The organism is Opitutia bacterium ISCC 52, from assembly GCA_014529675.2.
Classification (GTDB): Bacteria; Verrucomicrobiota; Verrucomicrobiia; order Opitutales; family UBA2995; genus UBA2995.
Map to the genome: position 1 here is coordinate 497,368 of CP076040.1, position 20,636 is coordinate 518,003.

Consider the following 20,636-nt stretch of genomic DNA (forward strand, 5'->3'; position numbering starts at 1 on the left):
TTTTAGACGGATAGGTGACATAAGAGAAAGAATTGCCCAAAAGGATAGGGTCCTGGGACCGATGGGCAAAACCAATTCAAAAAAGTTTCCCTTAAATTACCTCGAGTAGTGATGCTATGACTCTGCCGGGAATCGCTGAGGGGTTTATAGTAGAATCACTTAATTTTTGGGTTTCGGAGCAATGGGTATTTCGACCAAGACCGCATTGTGGTCCGACACTTTTCTTCGAATAACTTCACTATGTGAAACATGATACGCCTCCGGAACGAAAATGTAGTCAATCGCCTTCCGGGGTAGATAGCTGGGGTAGGTAGCGGCCTTAACAGGGTAGGATCGGTAGTGAGAATGGGTAGAGACTTCCTCGAGGAGAAATCGGGCCGCATCAAGCTGACTTTTCATTTGAGCATTAAAGTCGCCCATGACAAATGGCGTCATGGGGCTGTAGATATCGTATTCTATTTCTTTGTTTAGAACGAATTTCTTAATCTCGTGGCACTGAATAAGGCGGCTCTTCTTTGATTTAAAGTCGAGGTGCACATTAATAAAGTCAAGTAGTCCAATAGGTGTGTCGCATCTGCAGTATAGAAAACCTTTGCTGCCAATTTTCTTTTTATCGAAGGCTACAACTTCATCTTGTATGATCGTGTGTTTTGATAAAAACGCATTGCCATAATTCAGGCGAAATTTCCCATCGTGACGGTTATGCATGCCATAGGCGGAGAAAGCTATTCCGGTTTTTTCTCTTAAGTACTCTAAAAGATCCAAGTGTCCGTTCCACCGCGAGTCTTCGTCGATCTCCTGCAGTGCTACAATATCTGGATCTAAATCAATCAGCAAAGTAGCGATTTTATCCAACCATTTGAGAATGGTTTTCTGCTTTACCAGACCTTGATGAAGGATAGGGCCTCGGGCGTGAGCAATATTGAGAGTTAAAAGCTTGAAGGTACTGGTTTTCATGACTTCAACCTGATCTTAATAGTGCTTAAGTCGGGTTAAATAGCAAACTGCCCAGTCATCATTTTTCCTTGGGATTTTACTCTTTCCTCTTTTTTGGAGTTAACAGCTCTTGCTTCGTTTCGTCGGGCAGGTTGGAGGAATTAATCCATTCTGTAGCCTGTTCTGGATTCTTTTTCATCCAGCTCTCAGTAATGGGGCTAAGCGTTTGCGCTTGTAGCGCTGGATCACCTATTGATTCTGCCCAAAGCATTGCCATTTCTGGATCTTCTCGGATGAGGCTTTGAGTCAATGTAGAGGCTGCTTGATCCTTGGTTACCCCTGCTTCCATTTCGATTACGTAGTCGGAAGCACTGTAAGGGTCTTCACGGGCCCAGGTGCCAAGCGCTGTTCGTGTGGCTTGAGATGAAACAGATGGGTCTTCGATATTCATGGCCCACTCCATGGCAGCTTGAGGATCTTCACGCGCCCAGCCAGATGCGGTTCCTCGTAGAGCCTCCGCTTGGGCCTCAGGATCTGAAATGGCCTGTGACCAAAGTGCTGCATTTTCTGGACTGTCCCCCGCCATTGATCGAGCAATCGTGCCAATAGCATCGTTTCTTGTTTCAGGATCAGGTTGGGACAGTGCCCATTGGCCTGCTGCCTGAGGATCTTCGTTCACGTAGCGAGCAATTAAGAAATTCTCTATACCTCCACCACGACCGCGACCTCCTTGATCAGATGAGGAATCTATTTCGGTCATGGCATAGTTGATGGCCCCTTCTATATTGGTGTTGGCCCAGCCTTGCATGGCAGACAACATGAGTGGGTTGCGTCCACCGCGTGCAGAGGCTTCTCCATTTTCAGAAGCGTAAGCAACGGCGTTTTGTGGATCAACCTCTGCCCAGCCTGACATAACAGCAGTGCTGTTACGTAATATTGTACTTCCTCCGTCTCGTCCGCCTCTGCCTCGGCCTCCACGGCCGCGGTCTCCACCGGAGTCAGTGTCTTCCAAGCTGTTGACATACTCCATAGCCGCCGGGCCATCCAATTTTCCCCAGGTATTGTAGAGTAGGGCTTCCATTTGTCGCTTGAGCTGGCTGTCCGGCATGGAATCCAAAAGAGCGACTCCCTCCAATATATTGTCCTTAGTCAACTTGGAAAACGCGTCTGTGAGAAGGGACATTCGTTTAAGAGGATCCGATTCTGTGATGGCACTCCGAATTTGGAGGAGCGGATCAGGGACGCCTTCAATCGCAATTGCTGATTCTTCTGGTGGAGGTGTATCGTAGCGTATATCTCTTAGCGACTTGGGTTCTGCTTTGTCACTAGATTCTAACAAGGAAGCTTGGTAGGTGGCGGAAGGATCGTTGGAAAGTGAAAGGCGACCGATAAAAAACGCTACCAGTAAACTTGCAGGCCACAGGAAGAACAGGAGGGAGAATGAACGTTTCTTAGCTGGCATGGTGATGGCTGTTTAGTTGTTCGGCTGAAACTTTAAATAGAGGTCTTACGTTCATATTAACGAGGACCCCAGATAGGGAGTTACACAATTTTGCTTGGATTGATACAATAGCTTTACTCATAGTGCGACAGATGGATGACTCCCCACTCAGTGATATTTCAATTCTTGTCATTGAAGATGACAAGCTACTTTGCCGTCGTGTTTCAGCCTATTTGGAATCTCGAGGTGGGGATGTGATGTCTGGGGCTTCGCTAGAGGAGGCCAGGAATTTGCTGGCAGACTATTCATTCGATGTCGTGTTGTCCGATGTTCATTTGCCTGATGGCAATGGATTGGACCCGCTTAGAGGGAAATCTTATCCAGCAACCACGCGTGTGCTGATCATGACCGCTGAAGGGGGTGTCGAAACAGCTGTAGAGGCCATGCGCCTGGGAGCGGCCGACTTTTTGACTAAGCCGTTTGAGCTCGATGAACTACCCTTGGTCATACTGCGAAGTCGCCAACAACAGAAGCAGGCAAGATTGGAAACCTTTCGTAAGGAGACTCGCTCCCAGGACTCGGGATTATTTTTTGGCGAGGCTATGTTGGGCATTCGGCAATCCTTGGACAAAATCCTTGAAACCGATCAGCGGCTTGGCGACTCGTTGCCGCCTGTCCTTTTGATTGGGCAGACGGGGACAGGAAAGACCTCCTTTGCTCGCTGGTTACATGAAAATGGCCCCCGCAGTTCGAACGAGCTAGTGGAAGTCAATTGTTCCGCTTTGCCGGAAACCTTGGCCGAGTCGGAGTTATTTGGACACGAGCGGGGTGCTTTTACGGATGCCAAGACCTCCCGGATCGGTTTATTCGAAGCAGCTGATGGAGGCACGTTATTCCTCGATGAGATGCCGAGCCTCTCGCTGCCCTTGCAGGCGAAAGTCTTGAAGGCCATTGAGGATCAGGAGATTCGGCGCTTGGGCGGTCGCAAGACGATCAAGATCAATATCCGCTTGATTGTTGCAGGTGGGGAAGACTTGAAAGATCGAGTGGCTCAAGGATTATTTCGTGAGGACCTTTATCACCGACTGGATTTACTCCGCATAGAGTTACCTCCTTTGAAACTCCGAGTAGGAGATCTACCAAGTCTCGCTCAATCACTCCTCGACAAGTTGGCGCTACGATACAAAAGCGGTGCACGAAACTTATCGCAACTCGGCTTGCAGCGCTTGGTAAATTACGAGTGGCCCGGCAATGTTCGTGAATTGGCTCATGAGCTGGAGCGATCTTTAATCTTCGAGGATGGTGAAGAACTTGACCTGAATATGCTGGCCCATGCGGACGGAGATCCCGGGTCAGGCAGCTTATCACCTGAGCAATGGTTCAATCCCACATTTCAATTTCCAGAGGAGGGCTTCCAGATCGAAGAGGCAGTTTTAAAGATGATTCAGCATGCCCTGGATCAAACGAATCAGAATGTTTCCGCTGCTGCTCGACTATTGGGAGTCAACCGAGATTACATTCGGTATCGGCTATCACAGAAGAAAGAGTCTTAGGTCCTGAAAGCTGGGCCGGAACTTGTGTATCTGGAATGCTAGTTTGACAGTGCATCTTATCTGAATAGGAGTAGAGCCGAATCCTAAGCGGCTATGAAAAAGCTAATTTCTCTCCTTCTTGTCAGCGTTCTACTATTTTCAGGAGCCGTTGTTGCCCAGGATAGTCCAGAGAGACCGAGCGGAGGTCCTGGAGGTGGACCCGGTAGAGTTTCAGGACGTCCACCAGTTCCTAAGCTTGTCCGCGATAATACTGACTTCCAGCAATGGTCGACCGATTTTCGGACTGCAAGTGAAGCCTTCAAGACTCGGCTTCAAGAAATGCGTAAGGCCCTCAAAAATGCGGAATAGGCACAGAAAGATGACATACGCGCTCAGATTCGTGAGCATTTGAAACTGCACCGGGCTGAGCAAAACGCCTTTCGTAAGCGTGTACGTGCACTCACTACAGAGATGCGTGAAGCGAAGTCCGCGACCAGTTCTGGCTCCGGTGGCTGACCTGGAGGTATATTCATACCTCTGGTGGGGACTATTTCCCATTCAAGGACGACACATTTCTAGAAATGGTGGGAAATAATGCCCGATTGCCAGAATTATGCTTTTCTGTGATTGTGCTTATAGATCTGTAAGTCGTTTTTGTACAAGGGGAAATATTAATGAAGCTCTGATTGGCATACGCCTTGCATAAAGAAGCGAAACGCCACGAATAACCATTACCAATATAAACATGAAAAAATTAATTACATTAATGATCCTTAGCGGGGTAATTTTCTCAGGATCAGCTTTCGCTGAAGGAGACCGTCCAGTGCGCAACGGTGAACGTCTACGGGACGGACAATTTCGTATTCCTAAAGCCTTACGTGGTGAAGACAGCCCGATTGCGGATGCACTGACTGACTATCGAGAAGCAAGAGAAGCTTTGCGCGCAGCCATTGCGCCACTTCGTGCGAGCTTGGAAGGCGCGGATGAGGCAACGGTTGCAAGCATTCGTGAACAAATCCGTGGATTACTTCGCGAGCATTCAGGTGAGCAAAGAGAATTTCGTAAAACAGTTAGACGTGAGATGCGCGCGCTTCGTGAAGTACGGGCAACTGATGGGGAATGAAGTTAAAGGTTAGGGTACTGACTTCCCTGAACTCCTAACTGTAAATTCGATCGAATCAGGCGGCTCTCTTCGGGAGTCGCCTGATTTATTTCGGAGCCTGGATTCGCTTCAAAAAAATATACTGTTGCCATAGTTTAAAAAGAAACCTCGATTGCCTCTTGGAATGGGTTTGAGGTAAAGGTTTCCTTCAGATTGATTCTATGAATGCCACGATTCATATGGGTAGGAGAGTAGTTTGTCTGCTATCCTTTATCCTAGCCCTCACATTCAGTGTTTTGAAGGCGCAGGAAATTTCCGATGCAGAACTCGACGCTCTGCTCGACGATCCTGCTGCTCTGGATGTTTGGCTTGAGGAGGAATTTACCGGATGGAATTTTTCCGCCCTTGGACGTGTTGGTTGGGGACGGTCTGACAATGTTCTGCTCGCCACGGTAAACCCTCAGACTGGGGACTATGTCCGTTCGGAATCTGAGATGTTTCTTACTAAGCTGCCGGATGATTCCGGTGAGTTTTTTTCCTATTTATCTCTTACCGATCTGAGATACTCGGGAGTAGAAGACGCGGATAAGGAACAAATGTTTTTATCTTCCACTCAATGGAAGCGTTACCTTTCAGATCGTTTGAGTGGGGCATTGAAGGCTCAGTATGTCTATTTTGACCAAATCTTAGACCTGTCACTGACCGAGCGCCAAGAGACACGAGAGCGTATACAATTTCATGGTTATGGATCGGGATCGGATTTAGAATACCTGTTAACTCAGGTAGACGAACTCACATTCGGATTTATGGTTCTTCGAGAAGAATACGCGGAGGTACTCGGCAACGATTGGCTGGGGCGAGTCGAACTCGAATGGGAGCGACCTTTTTGGTTTTCCACCGAACTTTCTACAAAGTTACGGGCCGAGAAACGAGACTACGATGACCGCTCCCAGCGCGATATCTTTGGAAGATCTACGGAAGGTGAACGTTTAAAAGTAAATCGTAACTCTGCCATGATTGAGTTGTCGAAGGGCTGGGGAAAACAGAAGTTACTGGAATCTGCCCTGGAAGTTAGATTTTTAAGGAATCGCGACAATGGTGCAGGATATTACGACTACGACCAGTGGTCGATCGACCTGTCCCTTGAGGGAGAGTGGAAGGGGTTTGAGGCCAGAGCCTCAATCGGTGTAGATGATTCAGAGTTTCTCGTTCAAACGGTGGAGCGCTTCAATTCACTGCCAAGGAAGAAGAAAGATTATTGGGGAGAGCTGTTTTTACGGAAAGAACTTTGGGGGCGTTGGTCCATTTATCTGCTCGCCGAGTTTGAAGAATCAAATTCCAATATAGTCACTGATGAGTACGATGTCTTATCTGGATCATTGGGATTTCAATTTGATTTTGGAGAAAAGTAGGGTTCGAAACGTTTTAGGATGAGTAATAATCAACATAGCCAGCGATCGCTCGTAATATGGGTTATTGGGGGATTGTTGCTATTGTTTTTTTTAGTGACCGCTGTGCTTGCTATACAGATGCGGGCTCAGCTTCGGGAGCAAACCATTTACCGCGACGGGCCAGTTTTTATGGCCGTGGCTTCGGCGGAAGTGGATGATGTCCGGACCATCAACGAGGGTATCATCCCTCCTGGTGCGGAAGAGGAATTATTCGAAGTCGCATTGAACACTTCGGACATAAGAGGCGTGGTCGGAGTACGAGTATTTACCGAAGGTAATAAGTCCGTCGGTGGGGTGCCACTGTCTATCAAGCGAGGAAAGACTGAACCTTATGAGGAAGAGCTCCTGAATCAACGAATACCTATCAGTCGTTTTCATCCGGAATTTGAATTGTCCGATATCTTTTTGTTTGTTGAAGACGAACATACTGAGAAAGAACAATACCCCGTATTGGAAATTATAATACCGCTCTTTTCATTCGAAGACGAAAAGGTGTCAGGATATGCTCAGTATTATTTGGATGGAGCAGATGTTGAAGCGGAACTTGCTGAGGTGGATCGAAGTATTTTTCTTTATGCCGGTGGAGCCTTTTTATTCGGAGGGATTATTGGATCTGGGATTTTGATTTGGGCTTTTCGCAGATTGCGGAAAGTCAATGAATTGTTGGAAGACCGAACACGTCATCTGGTATCTGCCAATCATAAGCTGAGTATGGAGGCGAGGACGGCGGCCATTGGCGCGATTACTTCGCACTTAATCCATGGTTTGAAAAGTCCGCTACAAGGAATACGTCAGTTTGTGACCGCCCAATCGAATGGTGAGGATGCAGATGGTGAGGAACTTGTTTGGCAAGATGCTGCTGATACAACCGAGCGTATGCAGAATTTAATCAATGAGGTCATCGAAGTCTTACAGGATCGGGGTGGCGACTTCTCCTACGAAGTGACTTTGGAAGAGCTCTCTGCACTGACCAAAGATCGAGTTATGAGTTACGCGGATAGAAAATCGGTAAGATTTTCTGTTCGAGGGGCAGAGGGTGTTGAGGTGATGATTTCTAACGATCGGGCCAACCTGATTGTACTTATTCTGGTAAACCTCATCCGGAATGCCGTTGATGCTTCTGGAAATGAGCAGGAGGTGACCCTGAAGATAATTTCGGAGCAGAAGGGTCGATTGACCTTTCAAGTTGCGGATCAAGGGCCTGGAATGCCTGAAGCGGTTCGCGAGAATCTTTTTCAACCCGTTGCCAGTGGTAAAGTCGGTGGAAGCGGTGTTGGTTTGTCATTGTGTCAGGAACTCAGTCGTCACTTAGGCGGCGACTTAGAACTTGCAAAAACAGGGCCCGACGGGACTGTTTTTGAACTCAGTATCTCAATCATTACCTAACTTAAATAACTTTGCGGAACTTAATATCATTTCTGTTGGCCTTGCTGTCTGTGAACAGTCTGGTTGCCCAAAATTCGGGCGAATTAAAATGGTCTTATACGACCGGTGGAGAGATTTATTCATCGCCAGCCCTGTCTATCGACGGAACCCTATTTATAGGTGTTAACGATCCGATGAATGATGAGGTGAACACCAATCGGGCCATCGCTCTGAATTCCGATGGTAGCTTGAAATGGGAATCGCCGTTGGGCGATTGGGCAGACTCCTCTCCAGCTATTGGAACGGATGGGGTGCTTTATATCGGTTGCTGGGATGGATTTCTTTATGCATTCGATTGTGAGACAGGGGAAGAGCTTTGGAAGTTTGAAACCTTTGGTGTAATCGAAGCTTCTCCTGCGATAGGCAAAGATGGCATGATCTACTTTGGAAATGGCGAGAATATGTTCTACGCAGTGAATCCAGATGGTACCGCTGCCTGGGTGAATGAGACGAACGGCGAAGCATCTCCTTTAGAGTTCAGTGATTGGGTAGATAGCTCCGCTAGCTTTGACGGACAAGGCAATGTTTGGGTTGCTGACCTCTTTGGAAATCTATCGCAGGTTGCTCCGGACAAATCGGTTATCTGGACAGTCGATTTGGGAGCAGGAATTCCCAGTTCGCCGGCCATTGCGGAAGATGGAACCGTCTACGTTGGAGATGAAGACGGCTATATCATCGCTATCACTCCGGGGAACGACATTCCTAAATGGTTTTTTAATACCGGGCTCGAAGGGATTGAGTCGTCGCCGGTTCTGGGGCCAGACGGAACGGTTTATATAGGCACTGGCGATGATCGAGTATTTGCCTTTGATGGACAGACAGGTGCAGTCAAAGCGGGATGGCCGTTTACTGAGCCAAACGATGTTATATACTCGAGTCCGGCTATTGCTGAGAACGGTACTGTTTATGTGGGGTCTGGAGATAAGAGCCTTTATGCTGTGAGCAGTACCGGCCAGAAGCTTTGGTCCTTCCCAACTGGGGGATTCGTCGACTCATCGCCAGCCATTGGCTATGATGGTACTGTCTATTTCGGTTCGACCGATGGAATGGTCTACGCGGTTCATGGTGACAGCCCACTTAGTTTTTCACGCTGGCCTAAATGGAGAGGGAGCAATGAATCGACCGGACTGATTGATCCCTACCGCGCATGGGTCAAGGAACAGAATCTGTCCGATCCTGATCCCTATGCCGATGGTGACGACGACAAGCTCGAAAACGTGCTCGAATGGGCTTTTTGCACGGACCCTAAAGTTGCTGGATTGAGTGAGGTCAAGTTTCCCTACTCAACTTTCACAAGTGAGGGCCTTCAGCTAAAGGCCGAGTGGGTCGTCAGTGCTCGAGGATTAGGGTTTGATTATTCCGATGATCTGGTCACTTGGACTTCCATGAATCTAAAGGCTCCCGACGATTATCCTTGGTATGAATCGATGACCCAGGAGCCAGCCGTTGAAAAGACCTTAGTACGGCTTCACCTCAATGCGGCTGAATCGCCGCCCAAATTTTTCAGGCTGACAGCTAAGCAGCATTAGCACTCACTGCTGCTATGTGGTACCTGGTTGTCGTATCAATTATCTGGGCCTTTTCCTTTGGCCTGATCAAAACCTACCTGGCCGGCATGGATCCATTCTTGGTGAGTGCTATGCGGATTGGGGTGGCTCTAATGCTCTTTCTTCCCTTTCTGCGGCTGGGAACGGTTTCATTTAATCTATTCCTGAAATTGTTTTTGATCGGCGCCGTTCAGTTCGGACTGATGTATGGTACCTACATTTACACCTATCAGTTTATGGAGGCGCATAAGATTGCCCTCTTTACTGTGACTACTCCGCTTCTGGTCACCCTGATAGACGACTTCTTGGAGAAACGATTCCAGGCGCATCACTTTCTTTGTGCTGCATTGGCCGTACTCGGTGCGGTGGTCATTTACTACAAAACGATCGATCTTTCAGACACGCTGATTGGAATTTGTCTTCTGCAACTTTCTAACCTTTGTTTCGCCATTGGGCAGGTATTCTATCGTCGGATCATGCTGCAAAATGATGACCTGAAGAGTCGGGATCATTTTGGTGTGCTTTACTTGGGTGGGTTTATTGCAACCGTCATACTGGTGCTTCTGGGTACTGACCTGGAAGCCGTAAGTATTTCGATGAAGCAATTTCAGGTCATCTTGTTCTTGGGAGTGCTTGCTTCTGGCATAGGCTTCTTCTTGTGGAACTATGGAGCCACCAAGACGAATGCAGGAACGCTGGCAGTGATGAATAACCTGAAGATACCTTTGGCGGTTGTGGTGAGCCTCATGTTCTTCGAATCCGTTTCAGGGGAAGCGCTCGTTCGTCTTCTCATGGGTGGCGCCATTATTGTAGGTGCCGTTTATTTGAACGAGCGGATCAGTGCTTGCGTGAAGCGTGAATCTTCTTGAGCGCTTTGAAAAAGTCTTTGGATCTTGCGTGGAAATCAAAACGCTTCTTGGCAAAGGCCTTGGCAGCATCGCTCATTGTTGAGCGCTTTTCAGAATCCATACTCAATAAGTGAATGGCATCGCGGAACGCGGCCTGTTCGCCAAATGGTATTCCAAATCCGGATACGCCTTCTTCGAAACATTCTTCCACGCCGTTCACCAAATAGGCGACAATAGGAAGACCAAAGATCTGTGCTTCGACCAAAGAGTTTGGCAACGATTCCTTGTCTGATGTATGAACGACAACGTCATGCGATTGATACAGCTCTTCCGGGTGTTTACTCCATGTAAAGGTGACCTTATCCCAGAGTCCAAGTTCGCGGGCTTTTGTATGGCAGGGTTTCAACATTTTTCCAGTGCCTGCAAAGGTGCAATGCCAGCGCACACTCTCTGGCAGACTGGCCAGGATTTCGAGCAGCTCTAACTGGTTCTTTTGCGGACGAAACATGGCCGTACAAAGAAGACGAAGCTGATCTCCCGCCACATTCTTGCTCTCTGCATGCTTGGGTGAAAGCAAACACCCATTGTGAATGGTGCGAATTTTCTCCTCGGGGATTCCCCAAGGGCGTATCAGTCGTTTGTGTTCAGCGTGACTATTTGTAATGACGCCATCTGACTCTTGAAGTGCCCTTCGATAATAGGCGACTGGAGGTTTTCCTGAGCGGTAGGTAGTAACTAGTGTGATAGAGGGAATGTATTTGCGAATGGAGGGATAGTAGAGGTGAGCAACCTTGCCCATAAACACGATCACATCCGGCTTAAAGGACTTGATCTTTCTGATAATTCCCGGTGCCCATTCATCTACGCGCGTGTTGAAAGGTTGAAGAACCTTGTAGAAGGCGAACTTTGAGGAATCCACAGCTAAGGTTCCCCCTGGACGAAATACGATCACCCCTGCCTCGTGGCCATTTTTTTGCCCGTAAGCTGCGAGAGCAAGGGTCTGCTTCTCGGTGCCTCCCATTCTCAGATGGTCCTGTAGAAATAATACGCGCATAAAAAAATCCGTGAATTGCGGACCTTTATTTGCCACCCCGAGCTCTTAAAGCAAAGAATGGCGGAGAGAGCGGGATTCGAACCCGCGGTACCCTTGTGGGGTACGACGATTTAGCAAACCGTTGCTTTCGACCACTCAGCCATCTCTCCGTCAAAAGGTGATGTAGAATTGGAACTATTCTCCTTCAGGCAACAAGAAAAATCGAATTTTGGTGATAGATTTTGATGGGTTTACTGCCTGCACTCTTGATATCTCTAAAATATCCTATCTACAGCCCCAGTAACCATTTGCTTCAATTTTCTGGGCGACGAACGGGGTGACGCGGGTCTTCCAACTCTCGTCCCCGGATCGGATAGTATCTGCCAGATAGGCCGAGGTAAGTGATAGGGGTTTTGGGTTTTCGGTTTCAAGAGGCAAAATGACCTCGTTTTCCCTGAGATGGAGGTAGAGATGCTTCAGGTGATCCGCGACTTTTAGGTTGTCGGCGGTTAGCAGTTCTCCTGTTTCCTCATCGAGAGCTGGAAAGGCAAACATGCGAACGTTTGATTTAAATAATCGACCAAAAGATTCCAGAATGCCGCCGGGCAAGTCAGTGTAGTACTTTTGATCAACAATTTCCCGAAGCAATGCTACGCCGAGGACAAATCCGACGGGAGCATGGGTATAGCGGTTCAGATACCCGGCTAATCTGAAGAACTCGCCATATTCCGAAATCATGACTGTTTTTCCCAATCCGGTTAAAATATCCAGGCGCGCAAGAAAGTCGTCATGATCAATCCCTCCAGATCCAAGGAGATTGTTCATTGTTATCTCCATGATCTCCAGAATTTCGCTTTCCTCAAGCTCCAGATTCTTTGCAAAGGCTGCTCGCGCTGTTTCGATCATTTCCTCATTCACATTGGTCACTGGAGCAAACTTACCGCGCTCAAGAATAACCGGACGTTTATAGAGAAGCTCTGAGGCGTGTTGGACGGTTCCTTGGGGCGAGAAGATCACCGCACTGGTTAGCTGTTTCTCGACCAACGATAGATTGATCAAACGATTATCCAAGTTGCTATAGTCAGGCCCATCAAATAGAACTACGTCGATCTCGGTTCTATTTCTTGTTAAGCCGTTCATAAGACTGTCGATTACCTTGCTATAATCGTCGCCGAACTTGGAACACGCCCAAAGCAAGTTTATCCCCAGTGTTCCAAGAGCCTCTTGCTGTTGAAGATTGTCTTCATCGAATAAGCGGACGTGAACGAGAATGTCACTGGATGGTGTGCGGGGATTCTGTTGCATTCGTACCCCAATCCAGCCATGGCCGTCTGTTTGTCTTGAGAAGGATCGGGTAGCGACCGTGGCTGCATAGCAGAAAAACTTGGATGACTCTCCACGTTCCTCATCCAGTCGTTCGACGATCAAATCGTATTCCACACCGAGCATTTCACGCAATCGTTCGCGACTTACGTATTGTTCAGCTTCTCCGTAGATCGAATCGCTGAACTTCATATCGTAGGCCGACATGGTTTTGGCTACTGTACCTGATGCTCCTCCTACGCGGAAGAACCAGCGGGCTACCTCTTGGCCAGCTCCGATTTCAGCAATGGTCCCGTAGAGTGCCGGGTCCATGTTTAGCTCGAAAGCCTTTTGGTGTGTATTGGGATTCGTTTTCTTCATCCTGCCTGCCAAGCTAGAGGCTTCCTTCACGCGTGCAAGTCTGACTCACTGAATTTCTAAGCTCAGTCTTATTTTTAAACCCCTTTGAAATGGTGAGGGAAAATCCAGCGTGCGATCGCTGTTAAAAGGAAGATCGCCCCCAGCATGTTTAGGAGAAACATGAAAGTTAGCAAAATGCCCATATCCGCTTGAAACTGGAGCGAGGAAAAGATCCAGGTAGATACCCCCAGTGCCAGGGTGACTCCGGTGAATACGACTGCACTTCCGGTTCTGCGAAGTGCCTTTGCCAAGGCGTCTTCAAAGAAATCTCCTTGCTTGATATAGATATCCAGCCTGGCGAATAGGTAGATGCCGTAGTCAACCCCAACTCCGATACCCAATGCGACAACCGGCAAAGTGCTGGATTTTAAACCAATGCCCAAGAAATACATCAGCGTATAGGCCAAGATAGATACGAGGGCGAGTGGGAGGACTATGCAAAGGGCTGCCCTCCACGATCGGAAAGTAATCAAACAAAGCAGTATCACCGCACCAAATACGTAGATCAAAATTGGAAATTGAGCCTCCTCAACCACTTCGTTCTGAGCTGCCATGACTCCTATGTTTCCAGTCGCTAATTTGAATTCGATTTTATTAGACGGGTTGTTTTCGCGAAATCGTTTAACCGCGTTTATCAAACGTTGGATGGTTTCCGCTTTGTGATCGCCCAGGTAAATCATGATAGGCACGACGCTGCCATCTTCGTTTAGCAACCTGCTGGTTGGTTCAAAGGGGCTTATGGCTTGGGCGATTACGGCGGGGTGCTGAGGTAAAATCTGCCATTTGGGATAGCTCTCGCTAAATCCGGCATTGGATCGTTTGGCGATGGAAGCAAGGTTTACTACCGATTGCACATTGGGGACATTTTCCATGTGCCAAGCAAAACGATCGATGAGCTCCATGACCTCGTAGTCGATGACTCCGTCGGCTTGTTTTGCCTACTTTGGGAGTTTGATGAATCTCTTCAGCTCGGTATCTCGCCCAATCAGGTCCTCTGGGTGGATGCCGGAAAGAGCGTTTTAAGGACGTTGGGGCTCTGGCTGAGTATTTACGTGTGTCAGTCCATTGGGGGCATCAAAAATACCAGGGTGTAAAGCTGAAGCAATTTGTTCGAAGGCGATTACATGCCTGGGGCCAGGTGTTTTCAGAGTCTCTCCATCTATGAGGTAAACTCGGTTATTCTTAAAAGCGGGGAGTTGAGACCAGTTCGGATCTTTAGCCAGATCTTTTATGCCCTGACGATTAGACGCTTTTGTGGAAATGAGAATAACATCCGGTTGTTTTTGCAAAAGCTCTTCAAAAGAAAAGATGGATGAGTGAGAGGAACCATCTGCCGTGATGTTTGACCCACCTGAGATAGAAATAAATTCATCAATGACGGAGCCGGCTCCTGCTGCTCGCAATGGGTTGAGGGAGTGGAGGACCACTGTCGATAGCGGCATAGAGTCTTCCAATGAATTTATTTCAACTTCGACGGTGGTTCGTTTCCGGGTCAGCCAAGAGACCAGGGTCTTTACATCTCCCTCGGCACCTAATATCTTTCCCAGCATTTCAAGATCGCGGAGAACGGAATTCCAATTCTGAAGATCAAATACCACGATGGTAAACCCTTTGCCCTCGAGTTGGGTTATCTGGTGTTCCTCCATCATCTTGCCTACGAGAACAACGTCTGGTTTCAAAGCTACCAGTCGCTCAGACGCTATGTGAGTGGGGCTTCCCACAACTTCGACTTCCAGAGCATTCTCAGGAAGCTCACATTCATCGGATCGTCCGATTAATAAATGCCCTCGATCCAATGCAAAAATGTATTCGGTTACACTCGGAACCAGGGATACGATTTTGATGGCTGAGCGTTTTAATGCAATGAGCTCCCCTCTGGCATCCGCAAAGTGGATGGACTCCGAATAATAGGTATTGGATGGGTCCCTATTCGATTCCTGCTGCTTCTTATTACAGGAAATAGATAGGATGCCGCTCAGAAAAATGAGCGTGAAGTAAAGGATACGTTTGAGAAATTTCATTCAAGCACCTGGGTTCTGCTTCCCAGGTGTATTGCTTTCGAAGCGATCCCAATTCCCAATGAGCTCATTAACCACCGTACTACCTACTTTGTAAGCGGCTTCTTTTGCGGGTATGCTGTCTGCAGGGTAGTGGGCTGTGGTTGACCAGGCTGCATCTTCTCCTGGAGGAGGAGTTGAGAAGTTGCTGGCGGTCCGTAAAACAAGAACACGTTGCGGATCTACCAGTCCCGTACGAGACATACGATGCAATGCGGTGAGCGTGCCGTTGTCTTCCATGTTTGTGGTCATGAATTTGGCTTCTCCATTGGAGTGAAGTTTCATCCAGTTATTGGCCCATTTGTTTAGGAGTTCACCATGCCAGTAGGTGCTTGATCCAAGTGTATCCCCAATGAGGACTTTGGGAGGGCGGGTAGCTTGCGGGAGGCCCTTGAATTTTTTTCTAAAAGCCGCGATTTCCGGGTCATCACCCAAATCAATGTCCTTCGTTATGGAGTAGGCCCAGTCCACTAGATCGGAATTTAGACGAAAGGAAATAGTCTCAACGGTCCAGCCGTCTTCCAATGTGTCCGGCTCTCTTGCACCCAGGGCAATGAATCCATAGTCCCAGTCTTCTGGAATTTCGCGGGCATCGATTTCGTATGCCAGGTCACCATCTACTACCCATTTAGCCCAAATAGCATCTCCTAGCGCAGCGTCTGTAGGGTCAGCCCCTCCAATACCGGCAATGATCCAGTATGCCTTGGAAAAATCAAACCGTGGGTCCATCCCGAGTGCCATGATACTTGCTGTGGCATTGGTGACCCCTCCCCCCGTGCAGGTTAGTAGTGTGCCGTCGTTTCTATAGTAAAGATCATGGAGTCCCAGGGGGAAATCCATCCGCTCGTCAAACCCGCCACGTTCAACCCAAAACTGCATCTCACCTGGTTGGTCGCCTGTATGCTCACCATTCTCAAACATAGAAACCACGACCACTTTGATTGGGATCTTGGATTCAGCGAAAATAGAAAGAGTTGAGATGGCAGGCAAGAATGTGGGCCAAATGAGAAATTTAATCGATGCTTTCATAGTAATGAATGGCAGCACAAACGGTACCATGACCAATGTCGAATCTAGTCGTTCAATCGTTTAGGGTTAAAGTCCACCAATAAACTGACCAACGAGTGAGGAATCATTAGTAGAATTAATGGCAGGAGGCATCCGAGAGACGCTTCACGGAAGCTCTGTCCAGTATACAATTGCCAGGCGAACCATAGCGCCATTGCAAATCCGGCCAAAAAGGTCATCAAGTTTGTGCGTTGAAAGAGATTGGGCAGGGCCCTCAGGATTCCCCCCGTATCGAGCAAGTTTCCTCGTTCCTCTGGGATATATGCCGATACCCGAGTCATATGCCTGACGGCATGTAGTATGAGAAAGTAGAACGTTAGGCTTAGAATCGGGTTGACCCAAATAAAGGTTACCAGGAGCAGTAACGATTCGAGACCGTGTGCGGCCATAGATCGAGGTAATCCTCTGCCTTCGATGAACTTATTGGCCAGAAAAGAAAGGAGCTCTAGGAAAATAGCAAAATAGAGTAAGTATTTAGAGAATGAATACAGTGTCGATAATATGTGGCTATGGTCAACGCGGAGAATGGTTAGAATAAGACCCTGTGTCTCAAGTGGTTTAAAATAGAGAGGCGCTATGAAGACCAGCATGCCTCGTCCTATGGATCCTATAACCCATGCGGGCCCTCTCTCAGGATATAAATAGAGAGCATCCATACTTCCCCAGTGCCAGATGATCAGCCCGGTAAAAAGGGCTACAGCGAAGTTTATAGAAATCAAACTCAGCGCCCAAACGATTCCTCCCACCACCAAAAGAAAACAAAAGACTAATAGCCAATAGGCTGGGCGGATTTCCCAGGGTGGATTCAAAATCCAAGCGGGTAAATATATGTCCGATGACCCATGGGGTATCGTGAATACCACCAAGCCAAAGAGAAAAAATATAAGATGTATGGTCTGAGCTGAATCTAAGAAGAGCCAACTTACCGCCCAGAATCCCACAAAGAGCAGCCAAAGCCACTTTTTCTCCCATACCGGATTGACGAAGGTGTCGATGAGTAAAATGCGTAGCATGGGATCAAAAGAAAAACCAAGAATTGAACTTACGGGAATTGTTGGTCTCCGTCCAACTCAATAAATGCGGGATTATTGGCTTTCGGTGTTCCATTGTTGAATGAAGTTCAATTGTCTAGTGCCGTGAGTAATTTGAAGGACCAGTATTTCCGGCCTGAGACGATTAAGAAGCTAGGTAACAGCCTAGAATCCGTGCATGCTGGCTTCTCTGCTCAAGCCTTCGTTTCTACCGTTTTATCAGATCCTTGGGGTTCGTTGGAGTTAATGGATCGAATGCGACGAGTGGCTGATTGTTTGAGGGAGTACCTTCCCCGCGATTATCCGGAGGCGCTTAGCTTATTGAGATCGGTTGCTACAGGGATTGAAGGATTCGACTGCCTCGTATTTCCGGACTTTGTTCAACGCTATGGATTGGAATATCCGGATGAGTCCATACCTGCATTGCAGGACTTCACCGAGTTATGTGCTTCGGAGTTTGCCGTGCGTCCTTTTATTCTGCGGTATCCGAAACGTATGTTCAAGCAGTTGGAGCGTTGGGCCAAATCCAAGAATTATGATCACCGGCGCTTGGCCAGCGAGGGTTGCCGTCCAAGGCTGCCTTGGGCCGCAGCACTTAAAGACCTCAAGAAAGACTCTACGCCTATTTTCCCTATACTGGAAATCTTGAAAGAGGACCCTGAATTGTATGTTCGCCGATCAGTAGCCAATAACCTCAACGATATCAGCAAGGATCATCCAGACCGGGTGATTGAATTGGTTAAACGCTGGAAGGGTAAATCTGAGGACACTGATTGGATAATCAAGCACGCCTGTCGAACGCTGTTGAAGCAAGGTCGAACCGAGGTGCTACAATTATTTGGGTTTTCTTCACCCCATTCCATTCAGGTAACTCCCCTGAAATGGGACCGTAAGAGAATAGCGGTTGGCGACTCTACCGTATTCAGCTCCAAAATACAGACTTCAAATGCCTCGCTGGGTAAGCTTAGGTTGGAATACATCGTTCACTTTGTGAAGAAGAACGGGACTACTTCTCCCATAGTCTTATAAATCTCTGAACGCGTGGAATCGGCCAAAGAAATGTCTATTGAGAAACGTCACCGTTTTGCCGATCTTTCGACCCGCAAGCATTACCCTGGCATTCATCGTTTTGAATTGCGCGTGAATGGGGTTGTGGAATCTGAAGGTGACATTGAATTGGCCTAGAGTATCGACTTTTCGAGTTATCGTCATAACCCTTGGATCTATGAAGCTATTGATCGCCCTATCATCTCTTTTTCTTCTGATTGCTTGTAGTCCTTCGGACGAAGAAGCCACTCGTCTGGTAATAGCTGCCGAAGGTGGCAAGCAGGTCGCAATTGCAGACTCAGATGGAAAGATCTTGTGGAAGCATCCGATCAAACAGGTGCACGATGTTCATCTGCTCGATAATGGAAATATCCTGGTCAATAACGGTTGGACCAAAGTGATGGAGTTAAATTTAGCTGGAGAAACCGTTTGGGAATACGACAGCAGCAAAACGGAGGGCTTCAACGGACAGAAAATTGAGATCCACGCGTTTCAACGTTTAGCCAATGGAAATACTATGATCGCCGAGAGTGGGATCAGTCGGATTGTAGAAGTAGACAAGAATGGTAAGCTGGTATCCGAGATACCTCTACAGGTTAAAGACCCTCACCCTCATCGGGATACACGACTTGTTCGGAAACTCGATAATGGAGACTACTTGGTTAGTCATGAAGGGGAGGAACGAGTTGCACGTTACAATACTTCCGGGGAAGTGGTTTGGAACTTTCAGGTCCCTCTTTTTGATAAGAAACCCGCCAAGGGTCATGGACCTGCGGGATACGGAGCAAAAACTTTTTCAGCTATTGTATTAAAAAACGGAAACTACCTCATCGCCACTGGAAACGGTCATAGTGTCCTCGAGGTCACCCCCGAGAAGGAGATCATCTGGCATCTCTCCCAAAACGAGATCCCCGGCGTAACCTTAGCCTGGGTCACTACTCTACAAGAACTTCCCAATGGCAACCTGGTTATCGGGAACTGCCATGCCGGCGAAGAGAATCCCCAAATCGTCGAAATCACCCGCGACAAGGAGCTCGTCTGGAGTTGGTTCAATTGGACGGAGTTTGGGGATGCTCTGTCTAATAGTTTAGTGGTGGATGGGCAAAGGGCGGTAGATCTTCTTGAGCACCTATAGCCTTTTTATCTGGTAGGATTCTCATACCAGATGAGTCCCAGGCCAGCTTTTCCGTCTTTAGCGTTATTGTTCTCCTCGGTGTTGATGACATCGAGGTCACCGTCCCCATCTAGATCGAGAAGGAGGTTGAGGTCGAACTTGAGGCCTTCTGGGCCGCTGATGTCATGAACAGACCAATTGGGATTGTCCCAGGATTTCAAATACTTCAGCCAGACCACGCCGCTACGGCCTTCGTAAGCTCCCTCAGTGCTCAGAACGAGATCTGATTGACCATCAAGATTGATGTCACCCACTGAGAGTGCTTTGGCTCGACCCATATCGGGAGGGTAGGAGATCTGGTTTTCTCTCCAGCCTAAACGATCTTCCGAGCGGAAAATGCTCATTTGGCCTTGATTCGATTCGTCGTAATACGGAACGACCATTTCTTCAATCCCATCTCCGTCAAAATCGAAAGTATCAATGAACATCGCTTCACTGAGATGGTCTGCGATCCAATGGTTGGTCCAAGCTTTACGCAACTGATTCGACTTCTTTCCAGGATTTTCGAGCCAGCGGATACCACCTAGTTTACTTTTTCTATCGGATATGAGGATGTCCGAATCGCCATCGTCATCCATGTCGATTTCGATCAGCGACATTATCCAGCCCGCTTCTGAAAGTGGGTGAAATTTCCAATCGGATATCTTTCGTGGATTTTCCGGAGATTCCAGCCATCCAATTTTCGCACCGTCCCCTTTTGCGCCTACCACGATGTCCAGTCCGTTCTGCCCATCGATATCCATCGCGATGGCATACATCCACATACTACCATCTTGAAATAGTGTTTCGGTTTCCCATTGCCTGGAGTCTTTGTAGTTCTTTAGATTTGAGGGTGCCCAATGAATGACCACCTCTTTGTTCTTTCCTTCGGTTGAGCTGATCACATCGACTGCTCCATCCTGATCTACATCGACCAGGAGGGCATCTTCGACTGATAATGCGGGGCCAACCCCAACAAGCGTCCAAGTGGGTTTTTGTCCCGGCTCACGAGTCATTAAATAGATTCTACTCACTCCGCCTTGCTCCCAACCTGCGACAATATCGGGCAAGCCATCTCCGTTCACGTCCATACTCCGTGCGCCATCCGCTCCGAGAGAGGTATTATCAATGGTATGACGGTGCCATGGTTCTGATGCTTCCTTGCCACTGCATCCCAGAGCCAAGAAGACGTTAAGAATGTGGAAGAAAATGATAGATCTCATGCGAGAGTTCATAACGATGG

Annotated in this window: 18 protein-coding genes and 1 tRNA gene; 9 read left to right on the forward strand and 10 right to left on the reverse strand. The window is 48.0% G+C overall.

Annotated elements, in window-relative coordinates; all coding sequences use genetic code 11:
* Positions 1–159: 159 nt before the first annotated feature.
* Positions 160–957: an endonuclease/exonuclease/phosphatase family protein gene (locus tag GA003_02120; GenBank protein QXD28794.1), complete on the reverse strand. Its 798-nt coding sequence runs from the start codon at positions 955–957 to the stop codon at positions 160–162.
* Positions 958–1,033: 76 nt separating this feature from the next.
* Positions 1,034–2,398, reverse strand: a complete 1,365-nt coding sequence (locus GA003_02125) for a hypothetical protein (protein QXD28795.1) — start codon at positions 2,396–2,398, stop codon at positions 1,034–1,036.
* 131 nt (positions 2,399–2,529) lie between these two features.
* Between GA003_02125 and GA003_02130 the strand changes: the two genes are divergently transcribed.
* The 7 genes from GA003_02130 (at position 2,530) to GA003_02160 (ending at position 10,303) form a co-directional block, all read left to right on the forward strand.
* The gene (locus GA003_02130) at positions 2,530–3,930 is read left to right on the forward strand and encodes a sigma-54 dependent transcriptional regulator (protein ID QXD28796.1); all 1,401 of its coding nucleotides are present in this window, start codon (positions 2,530–2,532) and stop codon (positions 3,928–3,930) included.
* 93 nt (positions 3,931–4,023) lie between these two features.
* On the forward strand, positions 4,024–4,278 hold the full coding sequence (locus GA003_02135; protein QXD28797.1) for a hypothetical protein: 255 nt from the start codon (positions 4,024–4,026) through the stop codon (positions 4,276–4,278).
* Between the two features lie 376 nt (positions 4,279–4,654).
* The gene (locus GA003_02140) at positions 4,655–5,032 is read left to right on the forward strand and encodes a hypothetical protein (protein ID QXD28798.1); all 378 of its coding nucleotides are present in this window, start codon (positions 4,655–4,657) and stop codon (positions 5,030–5,032) included.
* A gap of 200 nt (positions 5,033–5,232) precedes the next feature.
* A complete protein-coding gene (locus GA003_02145) occupies positions 5,233–6,423 on the forward strand; it encodes a hypothetical protein (GenBank protein ID QXD28799.1) in 1,191 nt (396 codons plus the stop codon).
* 18 nt (positions 6,424–6,441) lie between these two features.
* Positions 6,442–7,848 carry a HAMP domain-containing histidine kinase gene (locus GA003_02150; GenBank protein QXD28800.1) on the forward strand — a complete coding sequence of 469 codons (1,407 nt, stop codon included), beginning with the start codon at positions 6,442–6,444 and terminating at the stop codon, positions 7,846–7,848.
* Between the two features lie 11 nt (positions 7,849–7,859).
* Positions 7,860–9,416 carry a PQQ-binding-like beta-propeller repeat protein gene (locus GA003_02155; protein ID QXD28801.1) on the forward strand — a complete coding sequence of 519 codons (1,557 nt, stop codon included), beginning with the start codon at positions 7,860–7,862 and terminating at the stop codon, positions 9,414–9,416.
* 14 nt (positions 9,417–9,430) lie between these two features.
* Complete coding sequence (locus tag GA003_02160) at positions 9,431–10,303, forward strand: EamA family transporter (protein QXD28802.1); 873 nt, start codon at positions 9,431–9,433, stop codon at positions 10,301–10,303.
* Here GA003_02160 and GA003_02165 read toward each other — a convergent pair.
* The 7 genes from GA003_02165 to GA003_02195 form a co-directional block, all read right to left on the reverse strand.
* The gene (locus GA003_02165) at positions 10,272–11,336 is read right to left on the reverse strand and encodes a glycosyltransferase family 4 protein (GenBank protein ID QXD28803.1); all 1,065 of its coding nucleotides are present in this window, start codon (positions 11,334–11,336) and stop codon (positions 10,272–10,274) included. The two genes, GA003_02160 and GA003_02165, sit on opposite strands and share 32 nt — an antisense overlap.
* Before the next feature lie 58 nt (positions 11,337–11,394).
* A tRNA-Ser gene (locus tag GA003_02170) sits at positions 11,395–11,485 on the reverse strand.
* Positions 11,486–11,600: 115 nt separating this feature from the next.
* A complete protein-coding gene (locus GA003_02175; GenBank protein ID QXD28804.1) occupies positions 11,601–12,998 on the reverse strand; it encodes a TonB-dependent receptor in 1,398 nt (465 codons plus the stop codon).
* Between the two features lie 74 nt (positions 12,999–13,072).
* Positions 13,073–13,939 carry an MMPL family transporter gene (locus tag GA003_02180; protein QXD28805.1) on the reverse strand — a complete coding sequence of 289 codons (867 nt, stop codon included), beginning with the start codon at positions 13,937–13,939 and terminating at the stop codon, positions 13,073–13,075.
* 117 nt (positions 13,940–14,056) lie between these two features.
* On the reverse strand, positions 14,057–15,058 hold the full coding sequence (locus tag GA003_02185) for an ABC transporter substrate-binding protein (protein QXD28806.1): 1,002 nt from the start codon (positions 15,056–15,058) through the stop codon (positions 14,057–14,059).
* Complete coding sequence (locus GA003_02190) at positions 15,059–16,123, reverse strand: purine nucleoside permease (protein ID QXD28807.1); 1,065 nt, start codon at positions 16,121–16,123, stop codon at positions 15,059–15,061.
* Between the two features lie 44 nt (positions 16,124–16,167).
* Positions 16,168–17,175, reverse strand: coding sequence for a Brp/Blh family beta-carotene 15,15'-dioxygenase (locus GA003_02195; GenBank protein QXD28808.1), 1,008 nt, complete (start codon positions 17,173–17,175; stop codon positions 16,168–16,170).
* A 123-nt stretch (positions 17,176–17,298) separates the two neighbouring features.
* Here GA003_02195 and GA003_02200 point away from each other — a divergent pair, with 123 nt between their 5' ends.
* Together GA003_02200 and GA003_02205 are read left to right on the forward strand one after the other, a co-directional pair.
* Positions 17,299–18,222, forward strand: a complete 924-nt coding sequence (locus GA003_02200; protein ID QXD28809.1) for a DNA alkylation repair protein — start codon at positions 17,299–17,301, stop codon at positions 18,220–18,222.
* A 196-nt stretch (positions 18,223–18,418) separates the two neighbouring features.
* On the forward strand, positions 18,419–19,375 hold the full coding sequence (locus tag GA003_02205; protein ID QXD28810.1) for a PQQ-binding-like beta-propeller repeat protein: 957 nt from the start codon (positions 18,419–18,421) through the stop codon (positions 19,373–19,375).
* A gap of 5 nt (positions 19,376–19,380) precedes the next feature.
* Here GA003_02205 and GA003_02210 read toward each other — a convergent pair whose 3' ends face one another.
* Positions 19,381–20,616, reverse strand: a complete 1,236-nt coding sequence (locus GA003_02210) for a VCBS repeat-containing protein (protein QXD28811.1) — start codon at positions 20,614–20,616, stop codon at positions 19,381–19,383.
* Positions 20,617–20,636 lie beyond the last annotated feature (20 nt).